This is a genomic window from Bradyrhizobium genosp. SA-3 (assembly GCF_004212635.1).
Taxonomy (GTDB): Bacteria; Pseudomonadota; Alphaproteobacteria; order Rhizobiales; family Xanthobacteraceae; genus Bradyrhizobium.
In genome coordinates, this window is sequence record NZ_PSRT01000087.1 from 1 (window position 1) to 21,568 (window position 21,568).

The following is a 21,568-nucleotide window of genomic DNA, read 5'->3' on the forward strand; positions in this document are numbered from 1 at the left end:
CCGCGCGCGGGGAGAGGGAGAACACTCTTTGTAGGATTCCCCCATGCGTCTTCCCGACTCTGTCACGGGATCGTTTCTCGTCGCACTCGGCGCGGCCGCCGCCTATGGCGGTTGGATCTTGCCGCCGGTGCCGGGGCAGCCGGTCGGCCCCAACGTGTTTCCGCTGGTGATCGGCACGGGGCTCGCGCTGTGCGGGCTCGCGATCGTGTTCGGCATCGGCCATTCCTTCGAGGAGGAGGAGGAGCTCATCCCGTTCGAGGACGGCCAGGCAGCTAGCCCCCCGCCGCAGGGCAAGCTCTACGGCCTGCGCGCGCTGCTGCCGCCGGCGCTGCTGCTGTTCTACGTCTTTGCCGCCGACCGGCTCGGCTTCATCCTCACCGCGGCGATCATGGTCTACGTGACCTCGACCGCGTTAGGGGCGAGGTGGAAGCTGGCGCTGCCGCTCGCGGCGCTCTCGCCGTTCGCCATTCACCTCATCTTCGGCAAGCTGCTCCGCGTGCCGCTGCCTGCCGGCCTGCTGCCGACGCCCTGGTAATCCCATGCTGAAAACCCTGATTGATGCGTTCGCACTGATCTCCACCTGGGAGGTCATCATCGCGATGTTCGCAGCCTCCGTGTACGGGCTCGTGATCGGCTCGCTGCCGGGCCTGTCGGCGACGATGGCGACCGCCCTGCTCGTCCCCGTCACCTTCTACCTGTCGCCGATCGCGGCGATCGCGACCATCGTCGCGGCCTCCTCGATGGCGATCTTTTCCGGTGACATTCCCGGCGCGCTGCTGCGCATTCCCGGCACGCCGGCTTCCGCCGCCTATGCCGACGAAGCCTATGCCATGACCCGCAAGGGCCAGGCCGAGCTCGCGCTCGGGGCCGGCGTCTGGTTTTCCGCGGTCGGCGGCATCGCCGGGGTGCTGTCGCTGATGATCCTGGCGCCGCCGCTCGCCGAGATCGCCCTGTCGTTCTCGACCTTCGAATATTTCTGGCTGGCGCTGCTCGGCCTGATGTGCGCCACTTTGGTCGCGCGCTCCTCGCCGGTGAAGGCGATCGCGGGCATGTTCATTGGCCTCTTGGTCTCCTGCATCGGCATCGAGAATCCCGGCGGCATCCCGCGCTTCACCTTTGGGATCACCGATCTGTTCGGTGGCATCGAGCCGATCCCGGCGCTGGTCGGCGTGTTCGCGGTGGCACAGGTGATGCGCGCGATGCTGACGCCCGAGCCGCCACCACTGCCGCGGCGAAAATTCGGGAGCATCATGGCCGGCCAGTGGAAGCTGACGAAGCTTTATCATTGGCAGATGACGCGCGGGAACATCGTCGGCATCATCATCGGCGTGCTGCCCGGCGCCGGTGCCGACATGGCCGCCTGGGTCTCCTACGCAATGTCGAAGCGGTTCTCCAAAGAGCCGGAAAAGTTCGGCACCGGTCACGTCGAAGGCCTGGTCGAGGCCGGCGCCAGCAACAATGCCAGCATCGCCTCCGGCTGGGTGCCTTCGCTGTTGTTCGGCATCCCCGGCGACACCATCGCCGCGATCGCGATCGGCGTGCTCTACATGAAGGGACTCAATCCCGGCCCGACGCTGTTCACCGAGAAGGCGTCGAGCATGTATGCGATCTACCTGATGTTCATCATCGCGAACATTTTGATGATCCCGCTCGGCATCGCCATGATCCGCGTTGCCGCCTACATCCTGCTGGCGCCGCGCTCCACCGTGATGCCGATCATCATGCTGTGCTGCGCGGTCGGCTCGTTCGCGATCGGCAACAACATGTTCGGCGTCGTCACCGTCGCCGCCTTCGGCGTGATCGGCTATGTGATGGAGGCCAACGGCTACCCCGTCGCAGCCATGGTGCTCGGCATCGTCATGGGCACCATGGTCGAGCAGGCTTTCGTCACGTCGTTGATCAAGTCGGACGGAAGCATCCTGCCGTTCTTCGAGCGCCCGGTCGCGGCGATCCTGGCCGCGATGGCGATCGGCGCCCTGCTGTGGCCGGTGATGGTGTGGGTGTGGCGCAAGATGAAACCGCTCCAGACGGCCGCGGCAACATCCCGGTGATTGCAGGCGAGCGGCCCTCGCCTGCCCCGCCGGGGCGTTGTAAACCAGGGCATGACCGAGAAGAAGGCTTCGCTGGACATCAAATCCCTCGCCCGCGACTTGCGCGCCGGCAGCCGCGCGCCGCTGGCGCGGGCCATCACGCTGGTGGAGAGCCGGCGCGGTGACCATCAGGCGCTGGCGCGCGAGCTCGTGCAAATGCTGCTGCCCGACACCGGCAAGGCATTTCGCGTCGGCATCACCGGCTCGCCAGGCGTCGGCAAATCAACCACGATCGACGTGCTCGGGACGTATCTGATCGAACAGGGCCACAAGGTGGCGGTGCTCGCGGTCGATCCGTCCTCGGCGCGCAGCGGTGGCTCGATCCTCGGCGACAAGACGCGGATGGCGCGGCTGGCGGCCTCCACTGATGCCTTCATCCGCCCCTCGCCGTCCTCGGGCACGCTCGGCGGCGTCGCGGCCAAGACGCGTGAGGCGATGCTGCTCTGCGAAGCCGCCGGCTTTGACGTCGTGCTGGTCGAGACCGTCGGCATCGGCCAATCCGAGACGGCGGTCTGCGACATGACCGACTTCTTCCTCGCCCTGATGCTGCCGGGCGGCGGCGACGAGCTACAAGGCATCAAGAAAGGCCTGGTCGAGCTCGCCGACATGATCGCCATCAACAAGGCCGACGGCGACAACCTCAAGCGCGCCAAGATCACCGCGGCCGACTATCGCGGCGCGCTGCATATCCTCAGCCCCCGGTCCGAGCATTGGCACCCACCGGTCGAGACCTATTCGGCGCTCACCGGCACCGGCATCGCCGAGCTCTGGCAGAAGGTTCTGGATCACCGCAAGGCGATGAGCGCATCCGGCGAGTTTGCCGTGCGCCGGCGCGATCAGCAGGTGAAATGGATGTGGTCGATGCTGGAGCAGAGGATGCTGGCGCGGCTGCGCAGCGAGGCGTCGGTGCGGACCAAGGTCCGGAAGATCGAGGCGGAGGTAGCCGACGGTCACCTCACGCCGGCGCTCGCCGCCGAGCAGATTCTGGAGTTGCTGCAATGAGCGAAAAGCTCCACATTCTCCTGACCGGCTTCGGGCCGTTTCCCGGCGCGCCCTATAATCCGACCCAGCCACTGGTGGCGCGACTGGCGCAGCTGCGCCGCCCGGCACTCGACAAGGTCGCGATTGCCAGTCACATTTTCCCGGTCACCTATGCTGCGGTCGACCAGCAATTGCCTGACGTGCTCACTAAGGTGAAGCCGGATGCGCTTCTGATGTTCGGCCTCGCCGCACGCACGCCTTACCTGCGCATCGAGACCCGCGCCCGCAATGCCGTCACCATGCTCTGGCCGGATGCCGCCAACACCCGTTCGAGCAAGCGCGGCATCGCCGGCCATGCGGACGCGATGATGTTCGGTCCGCACACCGCAAGGCTGCTGCGCGCCGCACGCCTCACCGGCATCGATGCCCGTGCCTCGCGCGATGCCGGCGCCTATCTCTGCAACTATTTGAGCTGGCGCGCGATCGAGAATGTGAGAGCGGGCGGGCCGATGCTGGCGGCGTTTATCCACATCCCGTTGCTCGCGCGCAGCGGTGCCGTGCGCCGCAAGGGCGCGCCGCGGATCACATTGGACGAGTTGGTGGATGCTGGCGAGGCGATGCTGATGGAGATGGTGGGTTTGGCGCGGAAGGCGCGGAACACGCCGGCTTCGTAAGTGGGCAAAGGCGCCTTGCGCCGGTGCCCACCATGCATCCGCGTCCATTGTGGCAATGGTGGGCACGCTTCCGCTTTGCCCACCCTACGGCACCGTCTAGGCGTAAACATTTAACCCTACCGCGAACAATCCTCACGCCACCGGTCGCCCTGCGCTACCTAGTCGGCGCGGACACCTCCCGCGTCCGCCGGAGGACGCGTCATGGACCTCAATCGCCGTCATCTCATCCGAGCCTCGACCGGCGGCATCGCCGGCGCGCTCGCCATGCTGGCTGACGCTGCGCGCGCGGCGCCCCTGACATCCCTGCTCGGCCGCGACGCCACGCAATTCGGCGTGCGGGCCGGCAGCAGCGAGGACCAGACGCGAGCGCTTCAGCGTGCGATCGATGAGAGCGCGCGGGCGCAGATGCCGCTCGCCTTGCCGCCCGGCACCTACCGAACCGGCCTGTTGCGGCTCCCGAACGGCGCACAACTGATCGGCGTGCGCGGTGCGACGAAACTCGTCTTCACCGGCGGAGCCTCGGCAATCCAAAGCGACGGCGCGGACTCGATCGGCCTCACCGGCATCACCTTCGACGGCGGCAACATTCCGCTGCCGACGCGGCGCGGCCTGATCCACGTCCTCGGCGGCCGCGACGTCCGCATCACCGATTGCGCGATCACCGGCTCCGGCGGCAGCGGCGTCTGGCTCGAGCAGGTGTCCGGCGACATTTCCGGCAATATCTTCACCAATGTCGCGGTGACGGCGGTGGTCTCATTCGACGCCAGGGGCCTCAGCGTTTCCCGCAACACCATCACCGGCACCAATGACAACGGCATCGAGATCCTGCGCACCGCGATCGGCGATGACGGCACGTTGGTCACTGATAACCGCATCGAAGACATCAAGGCCGGCCCCGGCGGCTCCGGCCAGTACGGCAACGCCATCAACGCCTTTCGCGCCGGCAATGTGATCGTGCGCGGCAACCGCATCAGGAATTGCGACTACTCCGCGGTGCGCGGCAACTCCGCCTCCAACATCCACATCACCGGGAATAGTGTCAGCGACGTGCGCGAGGTCGCGCTCTATTCCGAATTCGCGTTCGAAGCGGCGGTGATCGCCAACAACACCGTCGACGGCGCCGCCGTCGGTGTCTCCGTCTGCAATTTCAACGAGGGCGGCCGCATCGCCGTTGTCCAGGGCAATATCATCCGCAATTTGATCCCGAAGCGTCCGATCGGCACCGCTCCGGACGACGATGCCGGCATCGGCATCTACATCGAAGCGGACTCCTCGGTGACCGGAAACGTGATCGAGAACGCGCCGTCCTACGGCATCGTCGCCGGCTGGGGCAAATATCTGCGCGACGTCGCGATCACGGGGAACGTGATCCGCAAGGCGCTAGCCGGCGTCGGCGTCTCCGTGGTGCCGGGAGCCGGCACTGCGCTCGTCAACAACAACATGATCTCCGAGACCCCGCGCGGCGCCGTGGTCGGGCTGGATCATGCGCGTGCGGTGACGTCGGACCTGTCAGCCGACGGTGCGCAGCGGTTCGCGCAGGTGGTGGTCGGCGGGAATGCAGTGCGGCGTTAGAACGCGTTCCGCAGCAGCGGGTATTTTGCCTGCAGGCCGTCGAGGCTGAAGGTGAATTCGACGACGCGTTCGGGGGCAGCGACGATTTCGGCGGCGGGCGGGGAGAACTGCGGCAGAAGTGTTGCCATCGTGGCCGGCGCCGTCGGCGGCGCCATCACGGCAGGTGCCGTAAGCGATGCCATCGCGGGCGGCGCGGAGAGCGTTGCGATCGGGGCCCCGGTGATGTCGGCGAGAACGTCCGGCTTGGGATCGAGCCTGACCGGCACGGCGGTCTCGGGCGCGATGTGGACGGCCTTCGGCTGCAGGGTCTGCGCCTGTTGCTCGCGCGGAAACACGCGCGGCATCGTCGCCGGCGACCAGCCGAAGGCGGGCGTCACGCTCGCGGCTGCCGCAGCGACGTCCGCGCCCGTTGCGAGCGCGCGCCAGGTCTGGACCGCACGCTTGGCCTCCTGGATGTTTTCGAGGAATGCGATCTCGGAGTGGTAGCGGCGCCAGCGTCCGGTCTCGAACATTTCGGAGAGGTGTTGCAGCCGCTGCTCGGCGAGAGCGCACCAGCGTGCCGCAATGTCGCGGCTAACAGCCACGTCGCGAATAGCCTCTTTGCGATGTGTCATGAACCAGCCCGTCAGGAGAAAACACGGACGCGGGGACGCAACGCACACGAATCAATTTAGACGCGACATGAATATTTTGTGGAAAAGTTTTGACTTGTCCAGCAACGACGCCGCATCTGTCATCAAACACCGTAGTTGAGCGGAGATTTCCTGGGTTTTCGAGTCAAGCTTCGCACAAGCATGACGGGCTTGCCGGCGTGCCGAGCGAACGACGCAGCGAATGCGGGTGGCGATCCTTCAACCGGAAGCTGAACGAGCGCCAGGCTTCAAAAAATCGGATGCCCAAAAGAAAAGACCCGTCCGGGGGGACAACCGGACGGGTCGAGCCATATGGGCGCTTGGGGTGGATGGGCGCTCGCGCCTGATATGACTGATGGGGAGGGATGACCGCTCCCACATAATTTGGTCGTGGCAGCTGGCTGAACGTTCAACGCGGCGTTCGCTTTTTTGACCTTCGGCGTACGCGCATCTTTGTCGCAGCGGCTATCGCGTCGCCGGCCTATCCGCCTGAGAAATCGCAGATTTCTCGTCTGCGCTCGACAGCGAGGGTTGCTCGATCGCGCGGATGCCCGGCTCGTCGCGGCGCTTGCCGGCATCTTCACGTTTTGTTGTACCGGATGCCGCCGCAACCGGCGTCGCGCTGTCGGGGGGAACGGCCATGACCGCGGCAAATGCATCGGCCTCGCCGTCGCCGAACAGATCATCACGGCCGGGTGAACCGAGGTCGCGCGCGGTCTTCGCCAGCGCCATGCGCAGCGCTTCCGGCTTCAAGGCGTGGTTGCGCTCGAGCAGCAGCGCCGCGATGCCGGAAACATAGGCGGCCGAGAACGACGTGCCCGACGTCATCTGATATTTGCCGTCGGGCGCCGGCAGGAAGATGTCGACGCCGGGGGCTGCGACCGCGATGTAGTTGCCACGGTTGGAGGCGGTGAACAGCCGGTCCTGCTGATCGGTGGCGCTGACCGCGATCACGTTGGGATTGGCGGCAGGATAGAGCGGCGGCGATTTCGCGCCGGCATTGCCGGCGGCCGCAATCAGCACCAGCCCGCGCGCAGCGGTCGCCGCGATGGCCCGCTCGATCACCGCGTCCTTCGGGCCAGCAAAGCTCATGTTGACGATCTGCGCGCCGTGCTCGGCGGCATGGTTCAGCGAGCGCAGGATGATGTAGGACGAGCTCTCGGCGCCACCGGCGGTGCCGCCGAAGGCGCGGATCGCGATGATGCGCGCCTCGGGCGCGCTGCTCATCAACCGCGCATGCGCCACGATGGCGCCGGCGATGCCGGTGCCGTGAACGTGCGGCCCCTCGGCGCTGCCGAGCGCATCGAAATTGTCGGCGATGGAATTGGCGAGTTCGGGATGGCTGGCATCGATGCCGGAGTCGATTACGGCAATCGTGACGTTGGCGCCGTGCGCCAGCGTATGCGCCTGCGGCAGGCGGAGCTTTGTCAGTGCATATTGCGCAGGATCGCCCTCGGTCGATCCCGACGATGTCTGGTCCTGGAGCACATAGCGGAAGTTCGGCTGAAGCGAGCGCACACTGCCGTCGGCCGCGAATTCGCGCCGCACCGTCTCGTACGACCGGCCGTCGGTGATGCGGAACAGGCCAAAAGTGGCGCCGATCAGCGGGAAATTCTCGGAGGCGACGCGCGTCAGGCCATGACGGCGCGCAAGCTCATCGGCCTCGGCCGGCGACAGCGCGCTGTCGATCTCGGCGACGAATTCGTTGGCGAAGCTGCGCAGGTTCACCGCGGCCGGCGTGCTGTTGCCACGCCCCTTGCCGGCGCTCTTCTTGCCTGATTTTCCAGTGCCCTCGCCGCCTGCGGTCGGCTGCGCCAGGCATTCGCCGCCGGCATCGCGATAGGGTGCGGTGCAGGCCGGATAGAGGTTCGGCGAATAGCGCGCATAGGGCAGCACCGTCGTCGTCCGCATGCGCAGCGGCGTGGTGCGAGGGATGGCCGCGATCGTCCGCGGGCCGCGGCCGACGCTGACCGCACGTGCGGCAACACCGGGGCTGACACGCGGGGCAATGCTCGGAGAGATGGTCGGCGTGCGCGAGGGAACGCTGATCGTGGGCGTACGCATGATCGCCTGCGCCTGCGCAACCTCGACGCCGAGACAGGCTGTGAGCAGCAGCGCGGCTCCAACCGATGAAACGTATGCCCCGGCGCGTACCCTGCTCTCGGACTTGCGCGTCATCGGTTCAGCGGCGCGTTCAGGGCGTCGCGACGGCCAGATTGACGAACTTCTCGCGCTGCATCTTGCCGAGCAGCGAGGCGAGCTCGTCCTGGCTCATCGCCTTGTTGAATTGGAGGCGGAACATGCCGCCCTTGGCTCCGTCGATGATCGACGCCTGGTAGCTGTCGAGCAGCGCGGTGATGTCGGCGATGCGCGCCTCGGGGGTGAAGCGCACCAGCGCACGCGCCGGCGCGGCGGTGCTACCAAGTTCGCGCGTGATCGGCGCACTGGTCGAGAGCGAAGCCGTCTGGAAGGTCGCCGGCTGGTTCTTCATCAGCACGGCGCCGATGATTCCGGCTTGCAGCACGAGCGCGACGGCGCCGAGGCTCGCCGACCAGGCCAGCGTCCGCGGCGACAGGCTCGCGAAGAAGGTCGCGATGCGCGCCGACAGCGGCAGCGAACCGGTCGCCCGCGCCGGCTCGGCGTCGATCGCGGCGAACAGCTTCTGCATCGCGCGCGCCGACGGAGCCCCCAGGCTCTCGTTCAGATGAATAGTCTCTTCGTACTCGCCGCGGATCGCGGCATATTGCTTCGCAAGCTCCGGATCGCGCGCCAGCGCTTCCTCGACGCGGCGGGCATCGCGCGCGTTCAGCGTGCCGGCGGCGTGCCACGGCAGCAGCAGTTCAATTTCACTGGGCTCTTGCTCCAGCATCTTCTTGCTCAAAGCCATCATGGCCAGCCTCGCTCAACGCCGGCTGCCTTCAGCAGTTCGGCCAGTTTCTTGCGCGCATAGAACAAGCGCGTCTTCACAGTGTTCTCCGGTATCCCGACGATTTCGGCCACTTCTTCCACGGACTTCTCGTGGTAGTAGACGAGATCGACGATTTCCCGGTGTTCCGGCGAGAGGCCCGTCAGACACTCCCGCAACGCCTCACTGGTATCCTTCTTCTGCACCACCGTTTCCGGATCGTCGGACGTATCCTCGATCGCGTTGGCGGCCTCTTCGTCCAACTCGAAATCCTTCCTGCGCCGAAGCGCAGACAGGGCCTTGAATCGGGTGATTGCCAGCAGCCAGGTGGAAACGGCGGATCGGCCCTCGAATTTGCCGGCTTGACGCCAGACGTCGAGGAACACCTCGCTGATGAGGTCTTCCGCTGCCTGCTCGTCCCGCACGAGCCTGAGTCCGAACCTGTAAACCCTGACATGGTGCCGCCCGTACAGCACCTGCATGGCGAGCCGGTCGCCTTGAGCGATCCTGGCGATCAGGACCTCGTCCGAAGCCGCCTGTGTCACGCTCAAAGGCCGTCTCGCAAAGTTGGTCGGGTCGGTGCGGCGGACGGTTCGACGGGGGGTGCAAAATTGTTCAAGCTACCGCACACATACGGGGGCCTATGTGATCTACCCCACATACGCGCTTTTTTCTCGTTCCACCGGCGGCGACCCGCCTCGATCCAGATCGGTAACATAATACTGAAATATTTCCCTGCGGAAGGACTGTCCGGCACAGGCAGCCCGGTCACGTCTGGATCCATAGCAGCCCTGCACGGTGTATGTCTCACGAACCCCTGCTTTGGCTCGACCGCATCGCAAACCGATGCTTAACCGCCGGGAAATTTCGCTGCCGGGCCGACATTCCCCTGTTCCGCGCTGCACGGTTCGGATTCGATTTCGAAGGATACCAAACCTAAAGGCTTGCCACGTAGATTTTTGCGCTGACATCCACCATTGGCGGGAACATGAGCACGGCCGCGACGTCCTTTCCCGAGAGGAATGCCGCTGAGGTCGCGGATCTCGTCCTCGCGCCCGAGGCCGCGGCTCCGGAAGTCCTGGCGCGTCGGGCCCGGCAGCGCCGCCAGATGTATATTGGCCAGGTCGCGAGCTACTCGCTCGGCGCCTCCGTCCTGTTGCTGTACGCCTATGGCGGCGCGATCTCCATGGGTGTGCCGTCGCTGTTCTGGCTCGGCGGCCTCCTGATCATCGGCACGTTCACCGTGCTGTCGGAAGCCGGCTTCGGCGATCGGTTCGAAGATCATTACCTCACCGTCTTCCAGATCTCGGCGCATATGGCGCTGCAACTGGTGTTCCTGCTCGCGGTGCCGACGGTCGGGGTCGCGTTCCTCGCCGTGCTGTTTCTAATCTTCGCATTTGGTACGCTGCGGATGACGTCGAGCCAGGCGATGCTTACCTGGGGTCTTGCCACCTGCGGGCTCGCCTTTGTCTTCCTGGGCTCGGATCTGCCGATCGGCCTGCCGGTTACGACCCGGTTGCAGCGGACCGCCTCCATGCTGTGCTTCGTACTGGTGATCGGCCAGTGCGCTTTCCTCGGCCTGTTCGGCGCCACGCTGCGCAAGATCCTGTACCGGCGCAGCATCGAGCTGAAGGCCGCCTATCAGCGCATCGAGGAACTGGCCGAGCTCGACGAACTCACCGGCTCCTACAATCGCCGCTGCATCATGCGGCTTCTCGACGCCGCGATCGACAAGTCGCGGCCGGCGTCAACGCCTTGCGCGATCGCGCTGATCGATCTCGACTGGTTCAAGCGCATCAACGACGCCCACGGCCATCCCATCGGCGACGAGGTACTGCGCACCTTCGCGATCACCATTTTCGCCAACATCCGCCAAGCCGACTGCTTCGGCCGCTACGGCGGCGAGGAATTTCTGCTGCTGCTGCCCGGAACCGATGGCGAGGCGGCATCGCGCACGCTCGAGCGCTTGCGCCAAATCATCGCCGATCTCGACTGGAGCGCATTTTCCCCGGGCCTGCGCGTGACCATTTCCGCGGGCGTCGTGACGCTGCGCGACAACGATACTGCCGACACGTTTCTGGCACGCGCCGACCACGCGCTCTATTCCGCCAAGGCGCAAGGGCGCAACCGCATTGCAACGGGCTGACCAATTCATTTTTCCGGCGCGTGAGAAGACGCCGCCGGGCCAAACGCTCCAGGACAGGGCAATGAGATCGAAATCCGCAACACCATCCGAGAACCTGCTCGAGGAATTGCAGGCCGCGCTCTCGCACGGCACCGTTGCGCGCCGGGTCGAGACGCTGCGCCGCGTCACCGATCTCTTCGTGGGCAACGCGGTGGATTATTCCGACGACCACGTCCGGGTGTTCGACGACGTGTTCCAGTGCCTGATCGAGCAGATCGAGATTTCGGCTAGGGCACTGCTCGCCGAGCGCCTTGCACCGATCGCGTCCGCGCCGCCGAAGATCATCCGCACGCTCGCGCTCGACCAGGTGATCGAGGTCTCCGGCCCGGTGCTGTCGAAATCGGAACGGCTGGACGAGGCGACGCTGATCGAGATCGCGCGCACCAGGGGCCAGGCGCATCTCAAGGCGATCTCGCTGCGGCGGGTGCTGTCGGAGGCGTTGACCGACTTGCTCGTGACCCGCGGCAACGAGGACGTGGTGGAGTCGACCGTCAGCAATCCGGGCGCGCGCCTCTCCGAGGGAAGTCTCGCCGACCTCGTCACCCGCGCCGAACGCGACGACGACCTCGCCACCTGCATCGGCCTGCGGCCCGACCTGCCGCGTCATCATTATTTGAAGCTGGTCGCGAAGGCCTCCTTGAGCGTGCGCAGGAAGTTAGAGGCCGCACATCCCGAACTCGCGGACGAAGTATCGAGCGTGGTCCAGGAAGCGGCTCAGCGGGTCCGTTCCGCCGCCACGACCAGGCAGACCGAGATGGCGCGTGCGCTGGTGAAGTCGCTGCACGCGGACGGCCGCCTCAACGAATTCCAGGTCAGCAACTTCGCCGAGCAAGGCAAGTTCGACGAGACCAATGCGGGGCTCGCCGCGCTCGCAGGCGTCGCGGTCGAGACCGCCGAGACCGTGATGATCGAGAACCGCACCGAGGGCGTGATGATCCTCGCCAAGGTCGCGGGCATGTCATGGTCGAGCGTGCGCGCCATCATCGCCATGCGCGAAAAGCTTTCCGGGGGGTTGCAGACCGATATGCTGACGCTGCGCGACACCTACGAAGCCCTGCGCTCATCAACCGCGCAGCAGGCGCTGCGTTTCCACCGCATGCAGCAGGGCACGACGCCGGCGGCGTGAAGCTGGCTCCTTAATACCGCAGGACTTTGGAGCCCACCGCCGCGCCGATCGCGGTCACGACCGCGGTCGCGATCGTGTACCAGGTCGCGACGAACAGCGGGGAATCGTCGGTGCAGTGCGAGGCGTAGAGCGTCGCGGCCAATCCCGCCGAGACCAGGCCGGCGAGCGCGCCGGCAAGCGCGGGGCGCGACGGCGCGCCGTGGCGCAGGCCGAACAGCGCCCCCGCAAGCAGCGGCAGCGACATCGCGGGGATCGCAAGCAGGCACACCCTGGAATTCTTGCCCATCAAGCGCATGGTCATCGGCATGGCCGGCGCCATCATCGCCTCACTGCCGATCGCCACGGCAAGCAGTCCGACGGGAAGCAGCAAGAGCCAGCCCCAGCCGCGCAGCAGGGCTTCGGGGCGCGACAAATGCAGGCTGACGATGATCGCGGGGATCGCGAGCGACAGCGTGACCGCGAACTTCATGTCGAAAAACGGGTTGCGCATCGCGCTCATCACGTCCGGGCGCACGCCGAGGAACGTCGCGAAGATCAGGATCGACAGCGGCGCGGCCACCAGCAGCGCCATGGTCAGCACGGCGCCGACGCGCGGCGCGCGATGGACGTTGTCGGCCGCGAGCGAGCGAATGAGTTGATCGGTATCCATGCCTAGTGGTCCCGCAGTTTGGCAGTCAGCGCAGCAAGTCCGCGATGCAGCGCGACCCGCACCGCACCTTCGCTCATCGCAAACTTTGCCGCCGTATCCTTAATCGAGGCGGCCTCGACCGCGATCGACTGCAACACATCGCGCTGGCGCTGCGGCAGAGTGCTCAGTTGCGCGGCGACCTCGCCCGCCGAAGCCGTCTCCTGCGGCGCCTCGCCCGGCAGCGTCTCGGCGAAATCATCGATGTTGACGAAGACGCGCCTGCCGCGCCGCCGCAGCGTATCGATCAGCTTGTTGCGGGCGATCGCGAACAGCCAGGGCGCGAAGGGGGCTTCGCTGTCCCAGGTGTGTCGCTTCAGATGCACCGCCAACAAAATCTCCTGCACGATATCCTCGGCCTGGTCGGGAGACTGGCCGGCCCGCGCCAGCCCACGCCTCGCAGCAGCGCGCAGCACCGGCGTGACCGCTTTCAACAGGCGATGATACGCCGCATCGTCGCCAGCCATGGCCGACCGCATCAGGCCGGTCCATTCATCCTCACGTCCGCGCACGCGCGCCCCTCACCATGCAATTCGGCCGCTCTTTCAATTTGTTACCCCTGCACCCAGCGATCACGAATTCGTGATCGATGCGAGCCTCCGTATCCGGTGCGGCCGTAAGAGCCCGCGACGGCTCATAACACCGATCAGTCGGGCCCGCATCCGGCGCCGGCCGCGAGGGGTGGTTTGCCCCGCTTTTGCCCGGTGTAGCCAGAAGATTCCCATTTTCTGCCCCGCTGTGGTCACGCCCCAGGGTCTCTGTTCGTTCCCGGGACGGGCGGAATTGGGGAGATCGTCACCATGATCAAAGCCAACGGGCGCGCGGCCCTGATCGTTCTGGCCGGGCTTTTCTTGCTGTTTGGGGGAGTTGCACAGGCGGCGCCGAGCTCAGCCGCAAGCAGCAACTCCGACAGCGCGGGCAAGCAGGCCGACGCCGCCAAGCCGAGCAAGCACCGGCGCCATGAGTCTCGCCGCACCAGCAGCAGCAAGACGGGCCAGAAATCCGACGACAAGGCCGACAAGAACGACGCTGCGGCAAATACCGCCGAGGCCAAGGCCGACAATAACGCGCCGGCCTCGAGCCAGATGCCGCCGGAAGTCGCCAACGCCAATGCGCAGCTCGCCGCCGATACGCCGACCGCGGCTGCGGCCTCCGCGATGACGGGCCGTGCCAACGACAACGTCCAGGCGGCGGCCGATGATACCGCCAATAACACCGCACCGAACGCCGACACCCAAGTGGTGGCCCCCGATCAGCTCAACGACATCGACCGCGCCCTGCAACAGGACAGCCCGCCGGCGCAGAAGGCTGTGATCGCCGCAACCGAAGCACAGCCGCGCCCCTCACCGGTGATGGCAAGCACCCAGCAAAGCTCGGCCTGGGACCAGAGCTCCCTGATCGGCAAGATCTTCATCGGCGTCGGCACGCTGCTGACGCTGGCCTCCGCCGCGCGCATGTTCATGGCCTGACCGTCAGTTTCGCCAGGACGCGCGGCCCGCGCGTCCTGCGTCCGGCCCTCTTGAAGCCCACCGCGCCAGCGGGCACATTGCCCGCCCAATCAAAAGCGTGGGTGGAACATGAGCACGTTCGAACACATCATCGTCGAGAGCAAAGGCGCGGTCGGCATCATCAAGCTGAATCGGCCGAAGATGCTCAACGCGCTCTCCTTCGGCGTCTTCCGCGAGATTGCGGCCGCCGTCGACGATCTCGAGGCCGATGAGGCCATCGGCTGCATCGTCGTGACCGGCAGCGAGAAAGCCTTTGCCGCCGGCGCCGACATCAAGGAAATGCAGCCGAAAAGCTTCATCGACATGTTCTCCGAGGATTTTGCCGCGATCGGCGGCGACCGCATCGCACGCTGCCGCAAGCCGACCATCGCCGCGGTCGCCGGTTACGCCCTCGGCGGCGGCTGCGAACTCGCCATGATGTGCGACGTCATCATCGCCGCCGACACCGCAAAGTTCGGCCAGCCCGAGATCACGCTCGGCACCATTCCGGGCATCGGCGGCACCCAACGCCTGACCCGCGCGATCGGCAAGTCGAAGGCGATGGACCTCTGCCTCACCGGCCGCATGATGGATGCGGCAGAGGCCGAGCGCAGCGGCCTCGTCAGCCGCATCGTGCCCGCCGACAAGCTCATGGACGAGGTGATGGCGGCTGCCGAGAAGATCGCCGCGATGTCGCGCCCTGCCGCTGCGATGGCCAAGGAAGCGGTGAACCGCGCGTTCGAGACTACGCTCGCCGAAGGCATGAGCGTCGAGCGCAACCTATTCCACGCGACCTTCGCGCTGGAAGACCGCTCCGAGGGCATGGCGGCGTTCATCGAGAAGCGCAAGCCGGTGAACAAGAACCGGTAAAGCCAAGCCGCGGCAAGGCTGGTGCAAGGCTGGTGTAAGACTCTCTCGCTCCCCTGAGGAACCCCCTGTGACGAAGCTGCAACAAGCACGCATTTCATGGGGGTTTTCCCCGCGGCAGTTTGCCTGCGGGACCTGCGCTGGTTAAACAGTTAAGAGGGCCGCCGTCGGCGGGGGCGGACAGCCAGGATTTTGCGGGATTACATGATTGGGCGTGCCGCCAGAGCTGGTCGCGTGATGACGCGGCATCGATCGGGCGTGGCTCCTGTGCTTGCGACATGGACCACGCTGGCGCTCTGTTGCGCCCTGCCCTCGGCCGCATCGGCCGAGGCCCTGCCCGAGGCGCTGGCCAAGGCTTACCAGACCAACCCCCAGCTCAATGCCGAGCGCGCGCGGCAGCGCGCGACCGACGAGAACGTGCCGCAGGCGCTTGCCGGCTATCGGCCGCAGATCGTGGCCAGCCTCAGTGCCGGCCTCCAATCGGTGCGCAATCTGCTGCCCGACAACACCATCCAGACCGCCAATCTGAAACCCTGGATCATCGGCGTCACCGTGACGCAGACCCTGTTCAACGGCTTCCGCACCGCCAACAGCGTGCGGGCCGCCGAACTCCAGGTGCAGTCGGGCCGCGAGGCGCTGCGCAATGTCGGCCAGGGCGTGCTGCTCGATGCAGTCACCGCCTACACCAACGTGCTCGCCAACCAGTCGCTGGTCGAAGCGCAGCGCTCCAACGTCGCCTTCCTGCGCGAAACACTCGCCGTCACCCAGCGCCGGCTCAACGCCGGCGATGTCACGCCGACCGATACCGCCCAGGCCGAAGCGCGCCTCAACCGCGGCCTTGCCGATCTCAACGCCGCGGAAGTCGCGCTCGCCGTCAGCCAGGCAACCTATGCGCAGGTGATCGGCAATGCGCCGTCGCAGCTTCGGCCCGCCGAGGTCGTCGACCGCTATCTGCCGAAGAGTCGCGAGGACGCGATGACGATGGCGATCCGCCAGCATCCCGCGGTGATGGCCGCAAGCTTCGACGTCGACGTCGCCTCCACCAACATCCGCATCGCCGAAGGCACGCTGCTGCCGAGTGCCAGCATCCAGGGCAGCGCCAGCAAGAGCCGCAACAACGACCCGACGCTCGGCACCCTCGCCGAGGACCAGGCCTCGATCGTCGCCAACGTCACCGCCCCGATCTACGACGGCGGCCAGGCCGCGGCGCAGACCCGACAGGCCAAGGAGATCACGGCGCAGAGCCGGCTCGTGCTCGACCAGGTGCGCAACCAGGCGCGCACGGCCGCGGTCAGCGCCTGGGTTGCCAATGAAGGCGCCAAGATCACGGTTTCAGCCTCGGAGTCCGAGGTGAAGGCTGCGACCGTCGCGCTTCAGGGCGTGCAGCGCGAGGCCGCTGGCGGACAGCGCACGACGGTCGACGTGCTGAACTCGCAGGCCGACCTGATCCAGGCCAAGGCCCGCCTGATCGGCGCATTGCGCGATCGCGTCATCGCCTCCTACACGCTGCTCAGCGCCGTCGGCCATCTCGACGTCAAGACCTTGAGCCTGAACACGCCGGACTACCTGCCCGAGGTGCACTACCAGCAGGTCCGCGACGCCTGGCACGGCCTGCGCACGCCGTCGGGGCAGTAGTTTCAAGTCTCTTGGCGGAGTACCGATGAAGAGCCGCCGCATCCATCTGATGGGAGCTTCGGGTTCCGGCGTGACGACGCTCGGTCGTGCGCTCGCCGACCGGCTTGCGCTGGCGCATCACGACAGCGACGACTATTTCTGGCTACCGACCGTGCCGCCCTACAAGACGACGCGCCCCGCCTCCGAACGTCTCCGCCTGATGCGCGAGATGTTTCTGCCGCGTCTCGACTGGGTGCAGAGCGGATCTGTCACCGGCTGGGGCGAGGAGCTTGTTCCATTCTTTGATCTCGTCGTCTTCGTGACTGCGCCGCGCGAAATCCGCCTGAGGCGATTGCGCGCTCGCGAGGCCGCCCATTTCGGCACCGACGCCGTCGCGCCCGGCGGCTGGCGTCATGATGAGACCGAAGACTTCGTTGAATGGGCTTCCCATTATGAAGCCGGTGATCGCGAAGGCCGCAATCTTGCAAAGCATGAAACGTGGCTCGCGGGCTTGTCCTGTCCCGTCGTGCGCGTTGACGGCTCACGCCCGCTTGCCGATCTTGTCGAGCAGGTATGCAGCGAAGCGGAGCGGTTGCCGGGCTGATGTGATATTCTCTCGGAGCTTGCCTCTAAAGAATAAACAGGGAGAGAAAGCGTGCTCAACCGACGCAGTGTCCTGCTTGCCTCCCTTGCCGCCGGAGTAGCCATGACCAGCAAAGCCCACGCCCGTGCGGCGCAGCCCGCGACGCCGATCAATTTCGATGTCCCGGCGCATGCCTGTGATTGCCACACCCACATCCATGGCGACGTCGAAAAGTTTCCGTTCTTCGCGGGACGCGTCTACACGCCGGAGCCGGCGAGCCCCGAAGAAATGGCCGCACTGCACAAGGCGCTGCATATCGAGCGCGTGGTGATTGTGACGCCGAGCGTCTACGGCACCGACAATTCCTCCACCCTGTTCGGTATGAAGGCGCGCGGCGCGACCGCGCGCGGGGTGGCCGTGATCGACGACAAGACTCCAGAGAGCGCGCTCGATGCGATGCATCAGGACGGTTTCCGCGGCATCCGCCTCAATCTGGCGACCGGCGGCGTCAATGATCCCAATGTCGGCCGACCGCGCTTCACTGCCGCAGTCGAGCGCATGAAGGCGCGCGGCTGGCACGTGCAACTCTACACCACGCTTGCCATGATCTCGGCGATCAAGGACCTCGTCGCGACGGCGCCGGTGCCCGTCGTGTTCGACCATTTTGGCGGCCTTGAAGCCTCGCAGGGCCCGGAGCAGCCGGGCTTCTCCGATCTCGTCGCGCTGGTGAAATCCGGCAAGGCCTATGTGAAGATTTCGGGCGCCTACCGGTCATCAACTCTCGCACCCGACTATCAGGACATGGTGCCGTTCGCAAAAGCGCTGATCGCGGCGAACCCGGACCGCATCGTCTGGGGCACGGACTGGCCGCATCCGGATTCCAGCCGCGTCGAGGGACGCAAGCCCACCGACATCGCGCCGCTCTATCAGATCGGCGACGGCCGGCTGCTCAACCAGCTGCCGGTGTGGGCGCCCGATGCGGATGTGCGCAAGAAGATCCTGGTCGACAATCCGGCGCGGCTCTACGAATTCTGACGGTCAGCGCGCGCGGCGGGAGAAGAAGGAGATCAGGACCGGCAAGGTCACCAGGATCACCACGGGCGCCAGCATCATGCCGGTCACGACCACGACAGCGAGCGGCTTCTGCACCTGCGAGCCGATGCCTTCCGATAGCGCCGCCGGCAGCAGGCCGACGCCCGCGACGACGCAGGTCATCAGCACCGGACGAAGCTGCAATTCGCCGGTGCGCACCACCGCGCTCATGCGGTCCATGCCCTCTTCGATGAGCTGATTGAACTGCGACAGGATGATGATGCCGTCCATCACGGCGATGCCGAACAGCGCGATGAATCCGATCGCCGCGGAGACGCTGAATGCCGTGCCGGAAATCAAGAGGCCCAGCACCCCGCCGAAGATCGCCATCGGGATCACGCTCATCGCGAGCAGCGTGTCGGTCATCGAGCCGAAATTGAACCAGAGCAGGACACCGATCAGCGCCAGCGAGATCGGCACCACGATCGACAGCCGCCGGATCGCGTCCTGGAGATTGCCGAACTCGCCGACCCAGTCCATGTGCGAGCCGGGCGGCAGCTGCACCTGCTCGGCGATCTTCTGCTGCGCCTCGCGGATCGCGCTGCCGAGGTCACGCTCGCGCACCGAGAACTTGATCGGCAGATAGCGCTCCTGCTGCTCGCGATAGATGTAGGCGGCACCGGAGACGAGGCTGATGTTGGCGACCTCGCTCAGGGGGATCTGCGTGACGGTGCCGTTCGGCCCCGGCGCGCCGATCCGCAAATTCTGGATCGCCTCCGCGCTTCTGCGGTATTCCGGCGCGAGACGGACGATGATCGGGAAGTGCCGGTCGCTGCCCGGCTCATAGAGATCGCCCGCAGTGTCGCCGCCGATCGCGACCTTGATCGTGGCGTTGATGTCGCCGGGGGCGAGGCCATAGCGCGCGGCCTTGGCACGGTCGATGTCGATCTGGATGGTCGGCTGCCCGAGCGAAGTGAACACCGCAAGGTCGGTGACGCCCTGCACGGTGGCCAGCACCGATTTGATCTTGTTGGCGGTGTCGGTCAGCGCCTGGAGGTCGCTGCCGAACAGCTTGATCGAGTTCTCGCCCTTCACGCCGGAGACGGCTTCGGAGACGTTGTCCTGGAGATATTGCGAGAAGTTGAACTCGACGCCGGGGAAGCGGTCGTCGAGCTGCTTGAGCAGCTCGGCGGTCAGCTCTTCCTTGTCGCGCGTGCCGGGCCATTGGCTCGTAGGCTTGAGCGGCGCGAAGAACTCGGCGTTGAAGAAGCCGGCCGCGTCGGTGCCGTCGTCGGGACGGCCGTGCTGCGACACCACAGACTCGACCTCCGGCCGGGCGCGGATGACCTTGCGCATCTCGTTGACGTAGGTGTTGCCTTCCTGGAGCGAGATGGTCGGCGGCAGCGTGGCGCGGATCCAGAGATTGCCCTCTTCCAGCTTGGGCAGGAATTCGAGACCGAGCAGCCGGCCGAGCGCCACCGTCATCAGCACGAGCCCGACGGCGCCGCCAAGCACGATGTTTCGATTGGCGACCGCCCAATGCAGCAGCGGCGAATACAGCCGGTGCAGGATCAGCATCACCTTCGTCTCGGTCTCCTCGACATGGGCGGGCAGGATGATCGCGGATAGCGCCGGCGTGACGGTGAACGTCGCAAGCAGCCCGCCAGCCAGCGCATAGGCATAGGTCCGCGCCATCGGTCCGAAGATGTTGCCCTCGACGCCTGATAGCGTGAATAGCGGCAGGAAGGCCGCGATGATGATTGCCGCTGCAAAGAAGATTGAGCGCGAAACGTCCGCCGCGGCGCTGAGGATGGCATGGCTCTTCATGCCGAACAGCGTCTCATTCGACATTTGCTCGGTTTCCGACATCGGTGTCGTCTGGGTCAGGCGGCGGAAGATCGCCTCCACCATGATGACGGTGGCATCGACGATTAGACCAAAATCGATGGCGCCGACCGACAGCAGATTCGCCGATTCTCCGCGGAGCACCAGGATGATAACGGCGAAGAACAGCGCGAACGGAATGGTGGCGCCGACGATCAGCGCGCTGCGCAAATCACCGAGGAAGATCCACTGCAACAGCACGATGAGCAGAATGCCGACCACCATGTTGTGCAGCACGGTGTGGGTGGTGAGCTCAATCAGGTCCCCGCGGTCGTAGATGCGCTCGATGCGCACACCGGGCGGCAGGATGCTGGAGTTATTGATGGTTTGAACGAGTTGGTGGACGCGCTTGATGGTCGGCGAGCTCTGCTCGCCGCGGCGCATCAGGACGATGCCCTGCACGATGTCGTCGGACTCGTCGAGGCCGGCAATGCCGAGACGGGGCTTCTGACCGACGGTTACGGTGGCGACGTCCTTGACCAGCACCGGATTGCCGCCGGACTGCGCCACCATGGTGTTGGCGAGGTCGTCGATCGACCGGATCAGGCCGACGCCGCGCACCACGGCCGATTGCTGGCCGATATTGACGGTGTTGCCGCCGACATTGACGTTGGAATTGCCGACCGCCTGGAGCAATTGCGGCAGCGTCAGGCCGTTGGCGACCAGCTTGTTGAAATCGACCTGGAGCTCGTAGGTCTTGCTCCTGCCGCCCCAGCCGGTGACGTCGATCACGCCGGGCACGGCGCGGAAGCGGCGCTGCAGGATCCAGTCCTGGATGGTCTTGAGGTCGAGCACGCTGTAGTTCGGCGGACCCACCAGACGATATCTGAAGATTTCGCCGATCGGGCTGAGCGGCGAGATCTGCGGCTGCACGTTGCCGGGCAGCGGCGCGAGCTGCGCCAGGCGGTTCAGCACCTGCTGCAGCGCCTCGTCATAGGTGTAGGCGAAGGAGAACTGGAGTTTGATGTCGGAGAGGCCGTAGAGCGAGATGGTGCGGATGGTCGTGAGGTTCTTCAGACCGGCGACCTGGGTCTCGATCGGGATCGTGATGTAGCGCTCGATCTCCTCGGCCGACAGGCCCGGACTCTGCGTCACGATGTCGACCATCGGCGGGGTCGGATCGGGATAGGCTTCGATGTTGAGCTGATTGAACGCGATCAGGCCGCCGATCAGGACGGCGACGAACATGCCGACCATTAGGAAGCGCCGGTTGACGGCAAGAGCAACGAGACGATCCATCAGGTCTTCAGT

The 21,568-nt window shown here is 65.9% G+C and carries 19 protein-coding genes; 12 read left to right on the top strand and 7 right to left on the bottom strand.

Translation table 11 applies throughout. The features are described 5' to 3' along the window. Positions 1-43 precede the first annotated feature (43 nt). The 5 genes from CWO91_RS27110 (at position 44) to CWO91_RS27130 (ending at position 5,317) form a co-directional block, all read left to right on the top strand. On the top strand, positions 44-535 hold the full coding sequence (locus CWO91_RS27110; RefSeq protein ID WP_130217874.1) for a tripartite tricarboxylate transporter TctB family protein: 492 nt from the start codon (positions 44-46) through the stop codon (positions 533-535). A 4-nt stretch (positions 536-539) separates the two neighbouring features. Next, a complete protein-coding gene (locus CWO91_RS27115; RefSeq protein ID WP_130217876.1) occupies positions 540-2,051 on the top strand; it encodes a tripartite tricarboxylate transporter permease in 1,512 nt (503 codons plus the stop codon). A 51-nt stretch (positions 2,052-2,102) separates the two neighbouring features. Beyond that, a complete protein-coding gene (meaB, locus tag CWO91_RS27120) occupies positions 2,103-3,092 on the top strand; it encodes a methylmalonyl Co-A mutase-associated GTPase MeaB (RefSeq protein ID WP_130217878.1) in 990 nt (329 codons plus the stop codon). Beyond that, the gene (locus CWO91_RS27125) at positions 3,089-3,745 is read left to right on the top strand and encodes a pyroglutamyl-peptidase I (RefSeq protein WP_130217879.1); all 657 of its coding nucleotides are present in this window, start codon (positions 3,089-3,091) and stop codon (positions 3,743-3,745) included. Before meaB ends, CWO91_RS27125 begins: the two co-directional genes overlap by 4 nt. Before the next feature lie 201 nt (positions 3,746-3,946). Next, positions 3,947-5,317 carry a TIGR03808 family TAT-translocated repetitive protein gene (locus tag CWO91_RS27130; RefSeq protein ID WP_130217881.1) on the top strand — a complete coding sequence of 457 codons (1,371 nt, stop codon included), beginning with the start codon at positions 3,947-3,949 and terminating at the stop codon, positions 5,315-5,317. Here CWO91_RS27130 and CWO91_RS27135 read toward each other — a convergent pair. From CWO91_RS27135 to CWO91_RS27150, 4 genes are all read right to left on the bottom strand, one after another. Next, complete coding sequence (locus tag CWO91_RS27135; RefSeq protein ID WP_165405735.1) at positions 5,314-5,901, bottom strand: TIGR03809 family protein; 588 nt, start codon at positions 5,899-5,901, stop codon at positions 5,314-5,316. The two genes, CWO91_RS27130 and CWO91_RS27135, sit on opposite strands and share 4 nt — an antisense overlap. A gap of 513 nt (positions 5,902-6,414) precedes the next feature. After that, positions 6,415-8,127: a S8 family serine peptidase gene (locus CWO91_RS27140; RefSeq protein WP_130217885.1), complete on the bottom strand. Its 1,713-nt coding sequence runs from the start codon at positions 8,125-8,127 to the stop codon at positions 6,415-6,417. Between the two features lie 16 nt (positions 8,128-8,143). Beyond that, on the bottom strand, positions 8,144-8,839 hold the full coding sequence (locus CWO91_RS27145; RefSeq protein WP_128934976.1) for a hypothetical protein: 696 nt from the start codon (positions 8,837-8,839) through the stop codon (positions 8,144-8,146). After that, a complete protein-coding gene (locus tag CWO91_RS27150; protein WP_164934538.1) occupies positions 8,836-9,405 on the bottom strand; it encodes a sigma-70 family RNA polymerase sigma factor in 570 nt (189 codons plus the stop codon). The genes CWO91_RS27145 and CWO91_RS27150 overlap by 4 nt, the downstream gene beginning before the upstream one ends. A gap of 437 nt (positions 9,406-9,842) precedes the next feature. Here CWO91_RS27150 and CWO91_RS27155 point away from each other — a divergent pair, with 437 nt between their 5' ends. Both CWO91_RS27155 and CWO91_RS27160 read left to right on the top strand, forming a co-directional pair. Continuing rightward, positions 9,843-11,000 carry a GGDEF domain-containing protein gene (locus CWO91_RS27155; protein WP_130217887.1) on the top strand — a complete coding sequence of 386 codons (1,158 nt, stop codon included), beginning with the start codon at positions 9,843-9,845 and terminating at the stop codon, positions 10,998-11,000. 61 nt (positions 11,001-11,061) lie between these two features. Further along, positions 11,062-12,165, top strand: coding sequence for a DUF2336 domain-containing protein (locus tag CWO91_RS27160; RefSeq protein WP_130217889.1), 1,104 nt, complete (start codon positions 11,062-11,064; stop codon positions 12,163-12,165). A 10-nt stretch (positions 12,166-12,175) separates the two neighbouring features. Here the strand turns inward: CWO91_RS27160 and CWO91_RS27165 are convergent, their stop codons facing one another. Beyond that, positions 12,176-12,814, bottom strand: a complete 639-nt coding sequence (locus CWO91_RS27165) for an NrsF family protein (protein ID WP_130217891.1) — start codon at positions 12,812-12,814, stop codon at positions 12,176-12,178. Positions 12,815-12,816: 2 nt separating this feature from the next. After that, positions 12,817-13,362, bottom strand: coding sequence for a sigma-70 family RNA polymerase sigma factor (locus CWO91_RS27170; RefSeq protein WP_091890809.1), 546 nt, complete (start codon positions 13,360-13,362; stop codon positions 12,817-12,819). Between the two features lie 288 nt (positions 13,363-13,650). Between CWO91_RS27170 and CWO91_RS27175 the strand changes: the two genes are divergently transcribed. The 5 genes from CWO91_RS27175 to CWO91_RS27195 all read left to right on the top strand — a co-directional run bounded on the left by CWO91_RS27175 (position 13,651) and on the right by CWO91_RS27195 (position 18,436). Further along, on the top strand, positions 13,651-14,319 hold the full coding sequence (locus CWO91_RS27175; RefSeq protein ID WP_130217893.1) for a hypothetical protein: 669 nt from the start codon (positions 13,651-13,653) through the stop codon (positions 14,317-14,319). A gap of 108 nt (positions 14,320-14,427) precedes the next feature. Then, positions 14,428-15,207 (top strand): enoyl-CoA hydratase, encoded by a 780-nt coding sequence (locus CWO91_RS27180; protein ID WP_130217895.1) that lies wholly within the window; start codon positions 14,428-14,430, stop codon positions 15,205-15,207. 201 nt (positions 15,208-15,408) lie between these two features. Next, positions 15,409-16,839, top strand: a complete 1,431-nt coding sequence (locus CWO91_RS27185; RefSeq protein ID WP_130217897.1) for a TolC family outer membrane protein — start codon at positions 15,409-15,411, stop codon at positions 16,837-16,839. 25 nt (positions 16,840-16,864) lie between these two features. Further along, positions 16,865-17,422 (top strand): hypothetical protein, encoded by a 558-nt coding sequence (locus CWO91_RS27190; RefSeq protein ID WP_130217899.1) that lies wholly within the window; start codon positions 16,865-16,867, stop codon positions 17,420-17,422. A 51-nt stretch (positions 17,423-17,473) separates the two neighbouring features. Beyond that, positions 17,474-18,436 (top strand): amidohydrolase family protein, encoded by a 963-nt coding sequence (locus CWO91_RS27195; RefSeq protein WP_130217901.1) that lies wholly within the window; start codon positions 17,474-17,476, stop codon positions 18,434-18,436. Positions 18,437-18,439: 3 nt separating this feature from the next. On the opposite strand, the gene CWO91_RS27200 is transcribed toward CWO91_RS27195, so the two are convergent. Continuing rightward, the gene (locus CWO91_RS27200) at positions 18,440-21,556 is read right to left on the bottom strand and encodes an efflux RND transporter permease subunit (RefSeq protein WP_130217903.1); all 3,117 of its coding nucleotides are present in this window, start codon (positions 21,554-21,556) and stop codon (positions 18,440-18,442) included. Positions 21,557-21,568: the final 12 nt, after the last annotated feature.